Here is a 17,065-nt window from a genome sequence, read left to right on the forward strand (position 1 = left end):
CCCCCGCACTTCCCCTCCAAAAAAGCCGGCCCGAAGGCCGGCAAGTTCACCCGCTTGTTGCAGAGGCGTCCAAGCTTATCAGGAGAAAACAACGTAGGGCCGTAATCGTCGCAGAAATATATACCGCCCTGTTTTCAATTTAGACAATGACAGGAAAAATAAAAGTCAACCGCTGCAGGCATCAATAAATGAACGTTTCGTCGGTTTTGAGCTTGTCCGGAAGCTATTGATTTGCATTGCTAATAGTTGAGGCCATTCGATCCTCCGGTTACAAACTGTTACAAAAAGGAGGTCTGACCAGTGACTGAGGCGGCCATGGTCAGGGAGCGAACTGATGGTGTCTGATGGCGGTTGCCGCACGCCGTATCTCATCGGCATGCTTTTCTTCCACTTCAAACCGTTCCTTATCCATCTTCTCCACAAAGCGCGTTTCCGTCGCTTGTCGGGCGCCATGCGTCGGCATGTGTTGTAGTTTCTCGTGCACGACAAGAAAAACCCGAAACGGCGACTGCTCCAGAAGCTCCGGGGCAACATGATCCAGCAGGCCCTTGATGCGCAGGCAGGCCTCTGAGTATTCCACCTGATCAGTCTCGACTGCCATGGCGATAACGCGAATGCTGTCGATCATGTCCTGTCGCCGCTGCTTTTGAAAAGCGTCCGCCTTTTCGCTGCGGCGGCGGCTTTCCGAAATAATCCCGGCGTGGCGACGGATGAAAATCAACAGCAGTGTGATGGCCGCCACTCCACCAATGATCAGGGTCCATTGTAGCCACTGCGGCATTCCGTTCTCCTCATTTCGGGTCAGGCCCGTTTACGTTGTCGTTCCGGACGCCAGACTTTGACAGTAACGGCCTGACCATTCAATACGGAGGTGCCCACCAGCGGATCAATCTGTTCGTCGCTGAGAACATCATTGATGCTGGCTCCGGAATGAGCCGCAGCAACCGATTGCCCGGTTCCCTGACGGTTATGTCCCCAGCCGTGAGGTACTGAAACGACACCTGGCATCAGGTCTTCGGTAATCTCCACCGGCAGTACGATTTTCCGGTCCTGGGCGCTGATCTCGGCGGAGTCGCCGGCCTGCAAGCCGAGCCTGCTGGCATCCCGGGGGTGAATCATCAATGTGCACCGGTCCTTGCCTTTGACCAGGCGCCGGCTGTTGTGCATCCAGGAATTGTTGCTGCGAACATGCCGGCGGCCGATGAGAAGCAGATCATCTTGCACCGGTTGGTCAAGCTGATCATGCAGGCGTTTCAAATCCTGCAGATACCGCCGGGGCGCAAGGTTGATCCTGCCATCCCGGGTGAACAGGCGTTCCGGCAGTGACGGTTGCAGGGGACCAAGATCCACACCATTGGGGTTATCCCGCAGAGCGGACAGGGACAGACCTTTCGGAAGCTGCTGCCAACGCCGGTTCAGTGGGCTCAGTTTTGCCATACCCCTTAATGGATGACGCTCGGGCAGAATATCCATAACCAGGTCGATGGCTGGCTGGGTCAGTCCCCGAATACGGCCAACGTCGGTGCCGTAAGGACCTGTTCTGAGCAGCAGGTCCAGTATCGGGTCAGGTCCGATCTGTTTGAAGGTCCGCCAGCCAAGCTCGGAACGGATAGGTAAGTGGCCCCCGTTGCGTTGTTTTTCCAACCTGTGGGCCAGTTCCAGCAGTATTTGCCAGTCATGACGACTGTCCGGCCCGGCATCGAAAAGCGCGTCGCTGTATTTGGCAAAGTTGCGCACGGCGGCCATGCTGAAAATCAGGTCGTAGTGACTGCGCTCAAGCGCTGCAGTTGGCGGTAGTATCACGTCTGCGTGACAGGTGGTTTCGTTAAGGTAATAGTCCACGGACACCATGAAATCGAGGCCGCTAAAGGCCTGTTCAAGACGTTGCCCATTGGGGCTGGAGAGCACCGGGTTTCCTGCTACGGTCACGAAGGCGCGGATCTGTCCTTCCCCCGGAGTCAGGATTTCATCGGCCATGGTGCTGGCCGGGTATTCTCCGCCGAACTCCGGCAAGCCTTTCACGCGGCTGTGGCGCTTGCCGAAATGGCCTTTCTGGCCAGACATGGCGCCCAAGGCAACCAGGTCAATGGCGGGCTGGGTGAACAGCAGTCCGCCAGGTGTATCCAGTTTTCCGGTAAGGATATTCAGGCAGTAAGCCAACCAGGTTGCGATGCCACCATACGCCTGGGTGCTGGTGCCCATTCGTGTATACAGGGCGGCCTTTGGGGTATTTGCCAGCGTGCGGGCGAGTGCGCGGGTGTCTTCAGCTGGCACTCCGGTGTGTTTGCTGACAGCCTCTGGAGCGAAGCTCAGAGAGGCCAGTCGTAAGAGGTCCACATCTTTCGCCAGATGTTCGGCGGGGCCGAGGTCAACCAGCTCCTCGTCGAAAAGGGTGTGCACCATGGCCATCAGCAGGAAGGCATCGGTGCCAGGCCGGATAAAATGAAATTCATCGGCCAGCTTGCCTGTTTCCGTGCGGCGCGGATCCACCACAACCAGCTTTCCCCCTCGGTTTTTCAGGCTTTTGATGCGGCCACGGAAATCGGGGACCGTCATCAGGCTGCCGTTGGACGCCATGGGGTTGGCGCCAATACAGATAAAGAGGTCGGTGTTGTCAATGTCCGGTATCGGAAACAGGATCTGGTGTCCGAACATCTCAAGACTCGCCAGCATATGCGGCAATTGGTCGTTTGAGGTTGCTGAGAACCGGTTTTGGCTGCCAAGGGCTCTCAGGAACGGCATGGTTGCAACCAGGGAGCCGTGGTTATGGACGTTGGGGTTGCCCAGATAGACCCCGACACTGTTACGGCCGAATTCCTTGCGGGTCTGGTGCAGTTTCTGGGCCACGAGTTCAAACGCCTCGTCCCACTCCATCTCCTGCCACCCCTTCTCCGTTCGGCGAACGGGTTTCCGGAGTCGCTCCGGATCCTCGTGGAGATCCTGCAGTGCCACCGCCTTCGGACAGATATGCCCTCGGCTTAAGGGGTCATCCTCGTCACCCTTGATGGACGCGATGTGTCCGTCTTTCACCTCTATTGCCACGCCACACATGGCTTCACAGAGGTGGCAGGTGCGGTAATGGATGCCGTTTTCCATGGATGATCCCCCGGAGCGGTTTATTCTTGTGGGTTTGTCGGTTTCATTGTGCAACCAGATTAGCAGGAATGAAACGGGATGGGAAAAGTCATGACGGCCCTCGCAGGCAAAAAAGGCCATTCCGATGGGCTGGCCTGAAGCAGGATGGAGCTCTGCCGGGATCTCATTTACCCGGTTGTAATAAGTAGCAGGTACCTGGCGGTTGAACATGGAGAGCGGCTGGACCGTTGCCACGTCCATAGGCATGCCCCGTAAGTGGTGCCAAGGTTGCCCAAGCTGGCGGTGGTTGACATGGAAACGCCGGCGGATACTGCTGCAACTGCCAGGGACATCCCCTGTGCTGCAAACCGGGATTGAAATACCCCGTCATTTCGTTGTTTTTATAATCGGGTCGTGATTCCGTCTAGAGAACATGACTGGTAGGTTTGATCGGCTTTAAGTGTATATGGCTTGTCTCGTAGAGACTTTGGTTTTTTTGACAGGGGCCGGTGTCGGCAAAACCACACTGGTCTGTCGCTGGCAAGTTGGTCGTTATCTCGTGGGCAAGGCAGGTCGAAAGTATGTCATTTTGTAGCGGAGTGTTGGCGCACAAAAAAAGCTCCCCGGCGAGGGGAGCTTCAGAAGTGTAAAATGAGCTGACATTCACATGGGTTTCTGGAGCTTGCGCCTCATAGTGACCACACCCAATATACCGAGACCCAGCAGACCCAGTGTGCCAGGTTCTGGCACCGAAACGGACTTGCCAAATATGGCTACATGGGAAATTGCGCCACCGTCAGGATAAAAGCCTTGTAAGTCCAAAGCGTCTTTGCCATTCCAGTTACCCAGATCGAACAGATATTGTGGGTGCTGACTGCCATCTTTAACCACCAGATAACACTCCGGACAACTGATGTAGTCAGGCCCGTCCCAAGTAATGAGAGCATCGTTGGGGTCGCCACTAAAGGCTGTAGAATAGAAGGACTGGTAAGGGCCTTCCTCGGCAGCTGGATCGACCTCGGCTTTATACAACAAGCTCAGATCTGAAGTTCCGAAGAAGGCTGCTACATCATCCGCGTCCAAAGTGTTATTCGGAGGGCCTGGGTCATGTTCGAAGTCGGCATCTCCTGGTCCAAGCAGCACGGCACTTGCTGACAGAGACCAAAGCAGCATGACTGAAGTGAGGGAGGGTATCACGAATTTCATTAAGTTTTTCATTTCCTTGCCGTCCTCAGGGGTTCCCTGTTTAGTTTTATGGCTCGGTATCCGCTCCTTGCCTATTTGAAAGTTAAGCAGATGCCATGCCATGTACTATATAAGCAAGAAAAACAGGAGTCTGAGGAGTCTCAGAGTATTTGGTGGCTTGAGAAGTGTAAAACTTATTGACGCAGTGATTGGCTCGGCGGGCAAGTGTGAGTGTTTTAATAATGGTGGGCCCAGGTGGACTCGAACCACCGACCAAGGGATTATGAGTCCCCTGCTCTAACCAACTGAGCTATAGGCCCGTGCAGCAAGTGCTGTTTTGAAAGGTGTTTCCGGACATGGGAAACAAAGCGGGCGCCATTATACCGGTGAGGTGCGGCGCCCGCTACTGTTTGAGGGAATTAACCCTGATTGCCCTGGTCGTCAATGAATCCGCGCAGGTGATCGGAGCGGGAAGGGTGGCGCAGTTTGCGCAGGGCCTTGGCTTCGATCTGACGGATCCGCTCCCGGGTGACGTCGAACTGCTTGCCGACTTCTTCCAGGGTGTGGTCGGTGTTCATCTCGATACCGAAGCGCATGCGCAGCACCTTGGACTCGCGGGCGGTCAGACCGGCCAGTACCAGGCGGGTGGATTCGCGCAGGCCTTCAGCGGTCGCAGTATCCACCGGCGAGAGCGCCTGGATATCTTCGATGAAGTCGCCGAGATGGCTGTCCTCGTCATCGCCGATCGGGGTTTCCATGGAAATCGGCTCTTTGGCGATCTTCAGGACCTTCCGAATCTTGTCCTCCGGCATTTCCATGCGCTCACCCAGCTCTTCCGGCGTAGGTTCGCGGCCCATCTCCTGCAGCATCTGGCGGGAGATACGGTTGAGCTTGTTGATGGTTTCGATCATGTGTACCGGGATACGAATGGTACGGGCCTGGTCCGCAATAGAGCGGGTGATGGCCTGACGAATCCACCAGGTGGCGTAGGTTGAGAACTTGTAGCCGCGACGGTATTCAAATTTGTCTACCGCCTTCATGAGGCCGATATTGCCTTCCTGAATCAGGTCCAGGAACTGCAGTCCGCGGTTGGTGTACTTCTTGGCGATGGAAATAACCAGACGCAGGTTGGCTTCAACCATTTCCTTCTTGGCACGACGGGCCTTGGCTTCGCCAATGGATACCCGACGGTTGATTTCCTTGATGTCGGCGACGTCCAGGTCCACGTCGTTCTGGACATTCTGGATACGCTTCTGAAGGCGAACGATTTCATCGAGGCGCTCAGCCATGGGGGCGCCGTAGGGCTTTTTGCTCTTGGTAATCTTTTCGGCCCAGTCCAGGTTGATTTCGTTGCCCGGGAACGACTTGATGAATTCCTTGCGTGGCATTTTGCAGTCACGGATGCAGATCCGCATGATGGCGCGCTCGTTCTCACGCACCAGATCATTGGTTGAGCGAACCACATTAACCAGCTCATCGAAGGCCTTGTTGGCCAGCTTGAACGGGGCAAAGACCTGGCCCAGTTCATTCAGCGCAACCTGGGTTTTCTTGTCAGAGCGGCCGTGTTTCTCCAGCGCCGCATTGGCGGCATCCAGCTTTTCTCTCAGAAGTTCGAACCGGAGCCGGGTTTCTTCGGGATCCGGGCCGTTGTCTGTTTCTTCCTCGTCTGAGTCGTCATCGTCGTCGGAGTCTGAGTCGGAGCTGTTTGCGCTTTCCGCAGGCGTTTCCTCGGGCATGAACGGCTCGGCGCCGTCCGGGTCCAGGAAGCCAGTAACGATGTCACTGATACGCCCTTCGTTCTCGATGATCCGGTCATAGGCCTGGGCCACGGTGCCGGCAGTGCCCGGGAAGTGAGCCACGGCGGCCATGACATCGCGGATACCTTCCTCGATGCGCTTGGCAATGACAATTTCGCCTTCGCGGGTCAGCAGTTCCACGGTGCCCATTTCGCGCATGTACATGCGAACGGGATCCGTGGTTCGGCCTGCGTCAGACTCAACGGCTGCCAGCGCTGCGGCAGCTTCTGCGGCTGCGGCTTCGTCCGCGGTGGAGTCACCGTCGGTCATCAGCAGTGTGTCGGCATCGGGTGCGACTTCAGATACCTGAATGCCCATGTCGTTGATCATGCGAATGATGTCTTCGACCTGATCCGGGTCGGCGATGTCTTCCGGCAGGTGATCGTTTACCTCGGCGTAAGTCAGGTAACCTTGTTCTTTGCCTCGTGCAATGAGGTCTTTCAAACGTGATTTCTGCGAATTGCCTGACATAGACACCCTGTGAACTCGCTTCTAGAAGGAAAAAAGTTAAACAGCCATTATAGCTGTCGCTCTGTTGCTCTGCCACCGAATGGTTAGATGGTGATCAGTGCGTCAAGTTTCAAGTGCTGTTAGTCCTGGGTTCCACTACTCAGGGCTTTCAGCTCCTTACGTTCCTCGGTCGTGAGGTTCGAAAGGTTGCGTAACAGTGCGGCCAGCCGTTGCTGCCGCGATGCCTCTTCGTTCGGGCTTAACAGCTCCCGAGCGGCGGCCAGTGTACTTTCCCTTGCCGGAATGTGTTCTATACCGTCGAACAGATGGTAGAACCGCTCCCGGGCCTGGTTATCCAGTGCCAGTTTTCGCACCAGTGTTTTCCGATCCTGGACTTTCTGCTCCAAAATCCAGCCGGCGAAGTTTCCGGCCTGGCCGAACTGCCGTGAGCTTCCCGCGAGCTCGGCCACTTCCGTGGCCAGGTCCGGGGCCTCCAGCAGGGCCAGGCATAAAATGCTGTCCTTGCTCAGCTTTACATCAATGCGCTCTTCATTGACGCGGTCGCGGCGTTCACCATTCCATTTGCCCCGCTTTTGCTGATCGCGGTTCTGCCACTGGTTGCGACCACCGCACAAACGCAGCATTTCATGCCACATTGCATCCCGGAGCGTGCATCTGGGCATTTTGTTAAGCAGCGGCTCGACCCGTGCCCGCAGTTCGCCCCGGTTCTCCGGGAGTTGCAGGTCCAGGCCTTCGCTCTGCCGGTCAAACAGGTATCGCGAAAGCGGCGTGGCGCCTTCGATGCGTTTCTGGAAAGCCTCGGGGCCTTCCTTGCGCACCAGTGTGTCCGGGTCTTCGCCCTGTGGCAGCATCAGGAACTGCAGGTGCAGTCCGTCTGCCATCAGTTCGAGAGCATTATCCATGGCGCGATCAGCCGCCCTGAACCCGGCCTGATCACCATCAAAACAGAACACAATGTGTCGGACCTGTTTCAGCAGTGCAGTCAGGCTGTCCTGGTTCGTTGCCGTGCCCAGTGTTGCTACGGCGAAATGGATGCCATGCTGAGCCAGGGCAATGACGTCCATGTAGCCTTCGACAACGAGCAGCTTGTCCAGTTGTTTCAGTGCCTGCTTGGCTTCAAACAGGCCGTAAATCTCCCGGCTCTTGTGGAATACATCAGACTCCGGGGAGTTGATGTACTTCGCCTTGTCGTCGCCGAGCGTCCGTCCGCCAAAGGCGATGATCTTGCCCCGGCCGTTGCGGATCGGGAACATGACCCGGTTGCGAAACAGGTCTCTCGGGCGGCCGTATTTGTCGGACACCGTGCCGGTTTCAATTAGCGGGCCTTTCAGGTCCTTGCTGGCGGCATCGAACAGTGCAGTCCCGGCAGGCGGCGCGTAGCCGATCTGGTACTGTTGGACGATGGCATCATCCAGCCCCCGTTGTTCCAGGTAATCCCGCGCATAGGCGCCTTGCTGGCTTTTGAGTGCCGACTGATAAAACCGGCTGGCAAAGTCCAGCGCGTCCGTCAGTGTGCGGGCTTGCTGAATTTCCTGTTTGGCGGCCTGGTCATAGGGCACTTCGAGCCCGGCCCGCTTCGCCAGGTCTTCAACGGCTTCGGTGAATCCAAGCCCCTCGAATTCCCGGATAAAGCTGATGGCGTCGCCATGGGCGCCACAGCCGAAGCAGTGATAAAAGCCCTTGTCCGGTCTGACATTGAAAGACGGTGTCTTCTCGTCATGAAACGGGCAGCAGGCCTTGTAGTTTGCACCGGCTTTCTTAAGCGTTATACGTGAACCGATCAACTCTGCCAGATCAACGCGATCAAGCAGGTCTTCAACAAAGCGTTGAGGGATCAGTCCGCTCATGGAGACTCCAGATCAACCGGGGGTTTGTCAGAGTTCGGCCATAGCCAAAAATGCCGCCGAAGCCAGGCCTCGGCGGCATTTTTTGAGTCGCTCTGTGCAGCCTGCGGCTGGACAGGCAATCAGTGCTTTGCAGTCAAGCGGCGTCAGTTGGAAACTTAGTACAGACGCTCGAACTTGCGCTGTTCCCGCTGAAGCTTCTTGAGATGACGCTTAACGGCGGCGGCTGCTTTGCGCTTACGAACAGCGGTCGGCTTCTCATAGTGCTCACGACGACGTACTTCTGAAAGTACACCTGCTTTTTCGCAGGAACGCTTGAAGCGACGCAGTGCTACGTCAAACGGTTCATTCTCTTTCACTTTAACAGCTGGCATTCGAAAATCACCTACCTGATAGATTCGGTTTCAATTTTGTCCGCCTGGCGAGGCCAGACCGGTTCGATCCCTGGTCAGATTGGCTAAAACTCGACCAGTGCATATTTTAGGGCGGCAATGATAGCGCCTGCGTTATGGCGAGGTCAATGTTTGTTCGATGAATCTGACAGGCTGTTTCGGGTTTCTGCTAAAATGCCGGGCTCTCATTTCAAGTGAACCAATGTGGTCCGGATATTATGCTGATTCTCGGTATTGAAACGTCCTGCGATGAAACTGGCGTGGCGCTGTTTGATAGCAGGCTCGGCCTGCTCGCTCACGCGCTGTTCAGCCAGATCGATATGCATGCGGACTATGGCGGCGTAGTGCCGGAACTGGCGTCCCGGGACCATGTTCGGAAACTCCTGCCTCTGTGTGACCAGGTGCTGGCGGAGGCTGGCAAGACCCGCCAGGATATTGAGGGCATTGCCTACACGGCCGGCCCGGGGCTCGTTGGCGCCCTGATGGTCGGTGGTTCAGTGGCGCATGCATTGGCGTTTGCGCTGGGTGTGCCAGTGCTGGGTGTTCACCACATGGAGGGGCACCTTTTAGCCCCGATGCTGGAGGACAATCCACCCGACTTCCCGTTCGTGGCATTGCTGGTTTCCGGCGGCCACACGCAGCTGGTCCGGGTAGACGGCATTGGTGAGTATGAAATGCTCGGCGAATCCGTGGATGATGCCGCAGGCGAGGCTTTCGACAAAACCGCCAAGATGCTGGGGCTCGATTACCCGGGTGGTCCCCGGGTTGCCGCTCTGGCAGAGATGGGCACGGCCGGGCGCTACCGGTTTCCCCGGCCTATGACCGACCGTCCCGGTCTTGATTTCAGTTTTAGTGGCCTGAAGACCTTTACCCTGAACACGGTGAATGCTGCCCGGGAGGCCGGTGACCTGAACGACCAGACCCGTGCCGATATCGCGCTGGCGTTTGAATCCGCGGTTGTCGATACGCTCACCATCAAGTGCCGTCGCGCGCTTGAGCAGACTGGCTGCAAGCGCCTCGTAATTGCAGGCGGTGTCAGCGCCAACAAGCGGCTGCGGGCCGGGTTGGAAAAAATGGCGGAAAAGTTGAAGGCACTCGTGTTCTACGCCCGGCCGGAGTTTTGCACAGATAACGGCGCCATGATCGCTTATGCCGGTGCACAGCGCCTTCAGGCCGGACAGCAGGATGGTGAGCGTATTGTCGCGGTACCCCGCTGGCCGATGAATACCCTCCCGGCGATCAGCGAATCAAGACCCGCCGGACTGGTGGAGTGAAGCGGGTGCTTAAAGTCCTGCCTCGCGCCCCTGGGCCAGCCGTATCAGGTTGTTGCGGTGTCGCACCACAATCAGGATGGCCAGTAGCCCGAACAGGGGCAGGGTTTCCGGTTCAATAAATGCGCTGATCAGCGGGCCGCAGGCAACCGCAATGAGGGATGCCAGGGCTGAAATACGCCACCGCCACATGACTGCCAGCCAGATTGCCGCCAGGACCAGGGTGGTCATCGGCGCCAGGGCGAGGCCGGCACCGAGGGCGGTTGCCACGCCCTTGCCGCCCTTGAAGCGGTAAAAAGCGGGGATCATGTGCCCGGTTACGGCAAAAAGGGCCACGATGGCCTGCACCATGACTGAAAGACCGGCGGCGTGGGCCAGCCACACCGGGAGCCAGCCTTTGGCGGCATCAAGGATCAGGGTAACCAACGCCGGCGGCCAGCCTCCGGTTCGGTAGACGTTGGTGGCGCCTGGGTTGCCGGAGCCCTGGGCACGCGGATCCGGAAGTTTCCAGAGGCGACATACCGGCATTGCAAACAGCACGGAACCGGCGAGATAGGCGGCGGCACAAAGCAGAACGGTAACAACCGGGTCGCTGGGCAGATTCATGGTGTTGGCTCTAAGGCGGAGACGTCTCAGGGTGTTGTGTGCGAAAATGCCGACCCCGAAACTGCAGGTCAGTCATTGCACAGTATCCGCTGGCCGAGAGTGTTATTCAATTATCAAAGAGTGGAATACTCCGGGAGTCGCTTTGACAGACAGTGTGCTCATTGAAGGGTTGGCAGTGGAGACTGTTGTCGGTGTCTATGACTGGGAGCGGGAGGTTGACCAGCGCCTGTTGATAGATCTGGAGATGGCCTGGGACAACCGTATTCCCGGAGCCTCTGACGATGTGAATGATGCGCTCGATTATGCAGCGGTCAGTGAGCGGGTGACGTCCTGCCTGCAGGCACTCAAACCCCAGTTACTTGAGCACGGGGCGGAAGTTCTTGCGGCAGATCTGCAGGAGGCGTTTGGCATTTCCTGGCTCAGGCTGACACTCAAGAAGCCCGGTGCCGTGCCGACGGCCAGATGGGTTGGTGTTTGCATCGAGAGAGGGGCGCGCTAATGGCCGGCAAGGTTCAGGTTTACATCAGTATCGGCAGCAATGTCGATCGGGAACGTTATGTGTTGGCCGCCCTGGATGCGCTTGGTGGCTGGTTTGGTGAGCTTGAGATTTCACCGGTCTATGAGAGCGAGGCCGTTGGCTTTGATGGTTCACCCTTTCTGAACCTGGTGGTGGGCGTTGCCACGGACTTGTCGGTGGGTGAGCTGTCCCGGCGTTTCAAACAGCTGGAAGCCGAGAACGGGCGGCGTCGGAACGTGCCCAAGTTCAGTGCCCGGACCCTGGATCTGGATATCCTGACCTACGGAGACGCCGTGGGGTTGGTCGACGGCGTGGAGCTGCCGCGTGGTGAAATCCTGAAGAATGCTTTCGTGCTTCGCCCCCTTGCCGATATCGCAGCCGAGGTTCTGCACCCGGTATGCGGCAAACCCTATGGCCAGCTCTGGCAGGAATACAGTACCGATCAGAAACTATGGCCGATTGGTTTTAGCTGGCAAGGGCGCCAGATTTCGCTACCGGCTGACTGAACGGAACAGCTCAATCAGATTGTCTGTTGAGCTATCGCTGTCAGGGTTTTTGTCCGCGTCGCCCAACAGTCGTGGCAGGATGCCTTGGCCAAGCTGCTTGCCAAGTTCAACGCCCCACTGATCAAACGAGTCCAGATCCCAGATCACACCCTGCACGAACGTCCGGTGTTCGTAGAGCGCGATTATGGCGCCCACCGTTTCCGGTGTTACCTTCTCCACCAGCAGAGTGTTGCTGGGTTTGTTGCCGGGGACGACCTTATGGGGCGCAAGCCGTTCAATCTCGGTCTCGGAGAGTCCCTCTGCAGCCAGTTCAGCCCGAGCCTCTTCAAGTGATTTTCCTGCCATCATGGCCTGAGCCTGGCTCAGGCAATTGGCAAAAAGATCGGCATGGTGAGTCGCCACCGGGTTGTGGGTCTTAAGCGGAATGATAAAGTCTGCCGGTATCAGTCGCGTGCCCTGATGAATCAACTGGTGGTAGGCGTGCTGGCCGTTCGAGCCAACGCCTCCCCAGATCACCGGGCCTGTCTCGTAATCCAGCGGCTGTCCCGCCTCATTCACACGTTTGCCATTGCTTTCCATGTCCAACTGCTGCAGATGGTCCGGCAGGCTGCGCAGGTAATGATCATAGGGGAGAATGGCGTGGGACCCTGCATGCCAGAAATTGTTGTTCCAGACGCTGAGCAGTCCCATCACCACCGGGAGATTCTGCCGCAGAGGTGCATCCCTGAAGTGGGCGTCCATAGCGTGTGCGCCGGCCAGCAGCGCCCGAAAACTGTCCATGCCGATGGTTAACGCAACAGGCAGACCAATGGCCGACCAGAGGGAGTAGCGGCCGCCGACCCAGTCCCATACCGGAAATACATTGTCGGCCTTGATACCGAAATCTTCAGCTGCTGCTACGTTCGCGGTCACGGCCAGGAAGTGCCTGGCAATCGCCGGCTCATCGCCGCCGTGTTCGAGGAACCATTTCCGTGCGACCCTGCTGTTTTCCAGGGTTTCCTGCGTGCGGAATGACTTGGACTGAATCAGAAAAAGGGTGGTTTCCGGATTGACCAGCCTCAGGGTTTCGCAGATATCCGTGCCGTCGATATTGGCGACGTAATGGCAGCGTATTCCACCGTGCCAGTAGGGCTGCAGAGCCTCGCCTACCAGTTTGGGTCCCAGGTAGGAGCCGCCAATGCCGATGCTGACCACATCGGTAAAGGCTTTGTCACTGAAGCCAGTTCTGGACTGGTCCAGAATGCTGTCGGTAAGTGCCTCCATACGGTCAAGGGTCTTCCGGACTTCGGCGACAACATCGACCCCGTCTACCATGATGGCTTCATTACCCGGGTGACGGAGGGCCGTATGGAGGGCAGGGCGATTCTCGGTGACATTAACCTTTTCACCCCGTAACAGGGCGTCCCGGCGTTCTTCCAGGTTGCAGCTGTGGGCCAGGGCCATCAGTGCATCCATGGTTTCATCGGTGATGCGGTTTTTGGAGAAATCCAGGGACACACCTGCACCCTGAATAAAGAATCGTTTTCCGCGATCCGGATCCTCGGCAAACAGTCGCGTCATTGGACGCGATTCCAGTTTTTCCTGCTGTTGCCTCAATGCCTGCCATTCGGGGCTGGATGTCAGTGTTGGCCGGTTCGTGGGCATTTGAGGATCCTTCTCTGTCAGTTCGTTTTATCAGCGGGTTATGGACAGGTTGTCAATCAGCCTCGTGGTTCCCAGGAACGCTGCCACCAACAGGGTGATGTCGCTGTCTTCTGGCGTGGCCGGTTTCAGCGTCCGGCTGTTCACAATATTAAAGTAGTCAGGGCGCAGACCGGCCTTGCTGAGTTTGGCCGTCGCATCCTGTTCCAGAGCCTGCAAATCCGGATGTCCTTCCTCGATTTTCTCTGCGGTTTCCCGGAGTGTGCGGTAGACCACCGGCGCCACTTTGCGTTCGGCCGGCGAGAGGTAGCCGTTTCGAGAGCTCTTCGCAAGGCCATCGGTCTCACGGATGGTAGGGGCTCCCACCACCTCCACGGGAACCATCAAATCCCGAACCATCTTTCGGATAACGGCCAGTTGTTGGAAATCCTTTTCTCCGAACACGGCGAAATCCGGTTGCACCATGTTGAAGAGCATGGATACCACGGTGGCTACGCCCTCAAAATGGCCGGGGCGGCTTGCGCCACAGTGGCCATCGCTGACATCGGGTACAATGACCTGTGTTTGTTGAGCCAGCCCGTCCGGATATACCTCACTGGCCGTGGGTGCGAAGACCAGCGTATTGCCGGCGGCTTCCAGTTGCTCCTGGTCCTCGGCCAGAGTGCGTGGGTATGACTCCAGATCTTCACCGGCACCGAACTGCATGGGGTTTACAAAGATGCTGGTGACCACGATATCTGCGGCCTCGGCTGCTTTTCTAACCAGCGAGATGTGCCCCTCGTGCAGGTTTCCCATCGTTGGCACGAGGCCAATGGTTTTTCCTTGCCGACGGTAGCCACGGAGAATGGTGCGAAGTTCTTTCAGGGAATGTACGGTTCTCATGCCTTGAACGTATGCTCCTCGCCGGGGAAAGTGCGTTCGCGGACTGCTTTCACATAAGCAGACACAGCTTCCTGTACAGACTCGGTCTCAGCCAGGAAATTCTTCACGAAGCGCGGTTTACGCCCGGTGGTAACGCCCAGCATGTCGTGTAATACCAGCACCTGGCCGTCAGTGTCTGAGCCAGCGCCAATACCAATAACGGGCGCTTTAACGGTTTGAGTGATCCGGGCCGCAAGTGGTGCGGGCACACATTCCAGGAGAATAATATCGGCGCCGGCTGCCTCCAGCTCACAGGCGTGCTCGATCATCATTTCAGCCGCTTTATCGTCGCGACCCTGGACCTTGTAGCCTCCGAACTTGTTGACGAATTGCGGTGTCAGCCCCAGATGCGCACAAACGGGCACCCCGCGCTCACTTAACGCGCTGATGGTCTCTTTCATCCAGTCAGTGCCTTCGAGCTTGACCATGTGCGCGCCCGCACGCATGAGCTCCGCTGCGTTCTCAAGAGCGGCGTCTACGGTTCCGTAAGTCATGAAGGGCATGTCAGCCATGACCAGCGAGCCACGATTGCCTTTTGCGACGCAGCTGGTGTGGTAGAGCATATCGTCCATGGTCACAGGCAGGGTGCTGTCGTGCCCCTGGAGAACCATGCCGAGAGAGTCGCCGATGAGAATGACATCGACACCCGCTTCACTGACCACCTGGGCAAAAGTGGCGTCGTATGAGGTAAGGGCGGAAAAGGCCTCGCCCTTCTGCTTGTATTCCCGAAGGGTATTGATCGTTACAGCCATATAATCCTTGCCTTTTGGGTGGATGGGCCAAGACCGGGCCGGGGTCTGCCGGCATTTAGTTGCTAAGGGTAATCCGGGGGTATGCCTGAGGCAATAGTAGCATGAACCATAACCGAGGCTTAGGTGTGGGCGTTGCCGGAACTGTCGTCACCAAGGTGAAGCCGGATCCCGTGCTACAGGCGGAAGTTTCCGGAGATGATTGTCGGGGCAGCGTTGCCGCAACTGCGCTACAGGGCTGCCATTGGGAAGTGTGATGTCCGGATTCAGGTCCAGGAGTGGCTGGAGCACAAAGTCCCGGTTTGGAAGTTCCGGGTGGGGGACGGTCAGCCGTTCGTCGTCAAGCGTCTGTGCCCCGAAGATCAGCAGGTCCAGATCCAGAGTTCGGGGCCCCCAGTGGCGAAGCCGCTTCCGGTCATGAAGCTGTTCGATCTTCTGCAGGTGGTCCAGCAGGGTGTGGGGGGCGAGTTCGGTGCTCAGCCAGACCGCTCCATTAACAAAATCCGGCTGGTCCTGAGGGCCGACCGGGCGGCTGGCGTAAAAAGGCGATTGTGCCACCAGAACCGTGCCCGGCATCGAAGCCAGCTCGGCAACGGCCCTGGCAAGCTGAGCAGCGGGGTTTTCGAGGTTGCTGCCCAGCCCGATGAACGCGTCGGTCTTCATTACGGGGCAGGCCGTTTAACCGGTGGTTTCCGGCCGCGCCGGCGTTTCTTGGGTGCGTCACTGCCTAATTCGGTCAGCATGCGCTCTTGCCCGCGCTCGTCCAGTTTCTGAAAGTCTGTCCACCACTTGCCGAGCCCGGGCTCTGTTTCGCCGGATGCTTCGCGGACCAGGAGGAAATCGTAGGCTGCACGAAAGCGAGGATGGCCCAGTGTGACGAAAGCCCGCTTACCCTGTCGGCGCGGCAGCCTCATCTGCAATTCCCAGATCTCCTTCATGGGACCGGAGAATCGCTTGGGAATGGAGGTGGCCTGGACCTGCTGTCCAATAACCTTGCCGATGGCCCCGTGAAGAGCCGGTTGTACCGGGTCGCCGTTATCCTGACGGCGATGCCATTCGGCCTGAAGGGCGGGCCAGAGCATGGCGGCAAACAGGAAGTAGGGTGTCACGGACTTGCCCTGGGCAATGCGTGCATCGGTATTTCTGAGTGCCTGCCGGATAAGTTCATCGGACTCGCCAGCGTCGATTGCCCTCACGGTTTCAGGGAACAGTGGTGCCAGGAGGTTGTACCGTGTCAGCAGGTCGTAGGTGGCTTCGCCCTGACCAGCGGAAAACAGCTTCAGGACTTCCTCAAAGAGTCGTGCAGGAGGAATGTGCGTCAGCAGCGGGGCCAGCTCCCGGATTGGTGCTTCGGTTTCCGGTTCAATATCGAAATTCAGTTTGGCGGCGAAGCGAATCGCCCGCAACATGCGCACCGGATCCTCCCGGTAGCGGGTTTCCGGGTCACCGATCAGTCTTAGCTGGCGATTGCGAAGATCCTCTACGCCGTTGGCAAAATCAATAACCGTAAAGTCCCGAATGCAGTAATAGAGAGCGTTAACGGTGAAGTCTCTGCGCAGCGCGTCCTCTTCCTGGTTGCCATACACATTGTCCCGCAGAAGCAATCCATGCTCACTGGTTTTGCGATCGTCATCTTCCGGGTCGTCATCCGCCTGGCTGGCGTTACCCCTGAAGGTAGTGACCTCGATGACTTCGCGACCAAAGACCACATGAACAATGCGGAACCGCCGGCCGATCAGGCGCGAGTTCCGGAACAGGTCGTGGACCTCTTCTGGCGTCGCATTGGTGGCAATGTCGAAATCCTTCGGATTGCCGTTCAGGAGAAGGTCCCGAACGCCGCCACCAACGAGGTAGGCCTCGAAACCGGACTTGTTCAACCGGTTAAGAACCTTTTTCGCGGGCTCGCTGATCATTGAGCGAGAGACATTATGCTGGTCGCGGGGAATTTCCCTGCGTTGATATGTTAGGGGCTTTTTCTTTCCGCTGCCGGGCATGAATGAGCGGAGTTTGTCGACGAGTCGTTTAGGCATTGAAATCCGTGGTTCGATGAGCAAAAACCGAGAGTTTAACGGTTTGCGCAGGATTTGCACA

General features: G+C 57.4%; 15 protein-coding genes and 1 tRNA gene. 3 read left to right on the forward strand and 13 right to left on the reverse strand.

Translation table 11 applies throughout. From position 1 onward, the window contains the following. Positions 1-319 precede the first annotated feature (319 nt). The 7 genes from KFJ24_RS17805 to rpsU all read right to left on the reverse strand — a co-directional run bounded on the left by KFJ24_RS17805 (position 320) and on the right by rpsU (position 8,745). Entirely contained in the window at positions 320-781 is a 462-nt protein-coding gene (locus KFJ24_RS17805) for a DUF2489 domain-containing protein (RefSeq protein ID WP_250832478.1), read from the reverse strand. A gap of 20 nt (positions 782-801) precedes the next feature. Beyond that, entirely contained in the window at positions 802-3,096 is a 2,295-nt protein-coding gene (locus KFJ24_RS17810; protein WP_250832697.1) for a molybdopterin-dependent oxidoreductase, read from the reverse strand. Between the two features lie 642 nt (positions 3,097-3,738). Further along, positions 3,739-4,383 carry a PEP-CTERM sorting domain-containing protein gene (locus tag KFJ24_RS17815; RefSeq protein WP_250832479.1) on the reverse strand — a complete coding sequence of 215 codons (645 nt, stop codon included), beginning with the start codon at positions 4,381-4,383 and terminating at the stop codon, positions 3,739-3,741. A gap of 120 nt (positions 4,384-4,503) precedes the next feature. Next, a tRNA-Ile gene (locus tag KFJ24_RS17820) sits at positions 4,504-4,580 on the reverse strand. Positions 4,581-4,679: 99 nt separating this feature from the next. Next, on the reverse strand, positions 4,680-6,527 hold the full coding sequence (rpoD, locus tag KFJ24_RS17825) for an RNA polymerase sigma factor RpoD (protein ID WP_250832481.1): 1,848 nt from the start codon (positions 6,525-6,527) through the stop codon (positions 4,680-4,682). 119 nt (positions 6,528-6,646) lie between these two features. Then, positions 6,647-8,374 carry a DNA primase gene (dnaG, locus tag KFJ24_RS17830; RefSeq protein WP_250832482.1) on the reverse strand — a complete coding sequence of 576 codons (1,728 nt, stop codon included), beginning with the start codon at positions 8,372-8,374 and terminating at the stop codon, positions 6,647-6,649. A gap of 155 nt (positions 8,375-8,529) precedes the next feature. Continuing rightward, positions 8,530-8,745: a 30S ribosomal protein S21 gene (gene rpsU / locus KFJ24_RS17835; protein ID WP_007153483.1), complete on the reverse strand. Its 216-nt coding sequence runs from the start codon at positions 8,743-8,745 to the stop codon at positions 8,530-8,532. A gap of 236 nt (positions 8,746-8,981) precedes the next feature. Between rpsU and tsaD the strand changes: the two genes are divergently transcribed. Beyond that, a complete protein-coding gene (tsaD, locus tag KFJ24_RS17840; RefSeq protein WP_250832483.1) occupies positions 8,982-10,037 on the forward strand; it encodes a tRNA (adenosine(37)-N6)-threonylcarbamoyltransferase complex transferase subunit TsaD in 1,056 nt (351 codons plus the stop codon). A 9-nt stretch (positions 10,038-10,046) separates the two neighbouring features. On the opposite strand, the gene plsY is transcribed toward tsaD, so the two are convergent. Continuing rightward, entirely contained in the window at positions 10,047-10,640 is a 594-nt protein-coding gene (gene plsY / locus KFJ24_RS17845; protein ID WP_250832484.1) for a glycerol-3-phosphate 1-O-acyltransferase PlsY, read from the reverse strand. 142 nt (positions 10,641-10,782) lie between these two features. On the opposite strand from plsY, the gene folB reads away from it, so the two are divergent. Further along, complete coding sequence (folB, locus tag KFJ24_RS17850; protein WP_250832485.1) at positions 10,783-11,139, forward strand: dihydroneopterin aldolase; 357 nt, start codon at positions 10,783-10,785, stop codon at positions 11,137-11,139. Then, positions 11,139-11,663, forward strand: coding sequence for a 2-amino-4-hydroxy-6-hydroxymethyldihydropteridine diphosphokinase (folK, locus tag KFJ24_RS17855; protein WP_250832486.1), 525 nt, complete (start codon positions 11,139-11,141; stop codon positions 11,661-11,663). The genes folB and folK (KFJ24_RS17855) overlap by 1 nt, the downstream gene beginning before the upstream one ends. Here the strand turns inward: folK (KFJ24_RS17855) and pgi are convergent. The 5 genes from pgi to pcnB form a co-directional block, all read right to left on the reverse strand. Continuing rightward, positions 11,649-13,307 (reverse strand): glucose-6-phosphate isomerase, encoded by a 1,659-nt coding sequence (gene pgi / locus KFJ24_RS17860; protein ID WP_250832487.1) that lies wholly within the window; start codon positions 13,305-13,307, stop codon positions 11,649-11,651. The genes folK (KFJ24_RS17855) and pgi overlap by 15 nt on opposite strands. A gap of 30 nt (positions 13,308-13,337) precedes the next feature. Further along, positions 13,338-14,186: a pantoate--beta-alanine ligase gene (gene panC / locus KFJ24_RS17865; RefSeq protein ID WP_250832488.1), complete on the reverse strand. Its 849-nt coding sequence runs from the start codon at positions 14,184-14,186 to the stop codon at positions 13,338-13,340. After that, on the reverse strand, positions 14,183-14,977 hold the full coding sequence (gene panB / locus KFJ24_RS17870; RefSeq protein WP_250832489.1) for a 3-methyl-2-oxobutanoate hydroxymethyltransferase: 795 nt from the start codon (positions 14,975-14,977) through the stop codon (positions 14,183-14,185). The genes panC and panB overlap by 4 nt, the downstream gene beginning before the upstream one ends. Positions 14,978-15,124: 147 nt before the next feature. After that, positions 15,125-15,637, reverse strand: a complete 513-nt coding sequence (gene folK, locus KFJ24_RS17875) for a 2-amino-4-hydroxy-6-hydroxymethyldihydropteridine diphosphokinase (protein ID WP_250832490.1) — start codon at positions 15,635-15,637, stop codon at positions 15,125-15,127. Beyond that, positions 15,637-17,004, reverse strand: coding sequence for a polynucleotide adenylyltransferase PcnB (pcnB, locus tag KFJ24_RS17880; protein WP_250832491.1), 1,368 nt, complete (start codon positions 17,002-17,004; stop codon positions 15,637-15,639). Before pcnB ends, folK (KFJ24_RS17875) begins: the two co-directional genes overlap by 1 nt. Positions 17,005-17,065: the final 61 nt, after the last annotated feature.

It is taken from the genome of Marinobacter sediminum (assembly GCF_023657445.1).
In the GTDB taxonomy this organism is placed as follows: Bacteria; Pseudomonadota; Gammaproteobacteria; order Pseudomonadales; family Oleiphilaceae; genus Marinobacter; species Marinobacter sediminum_A.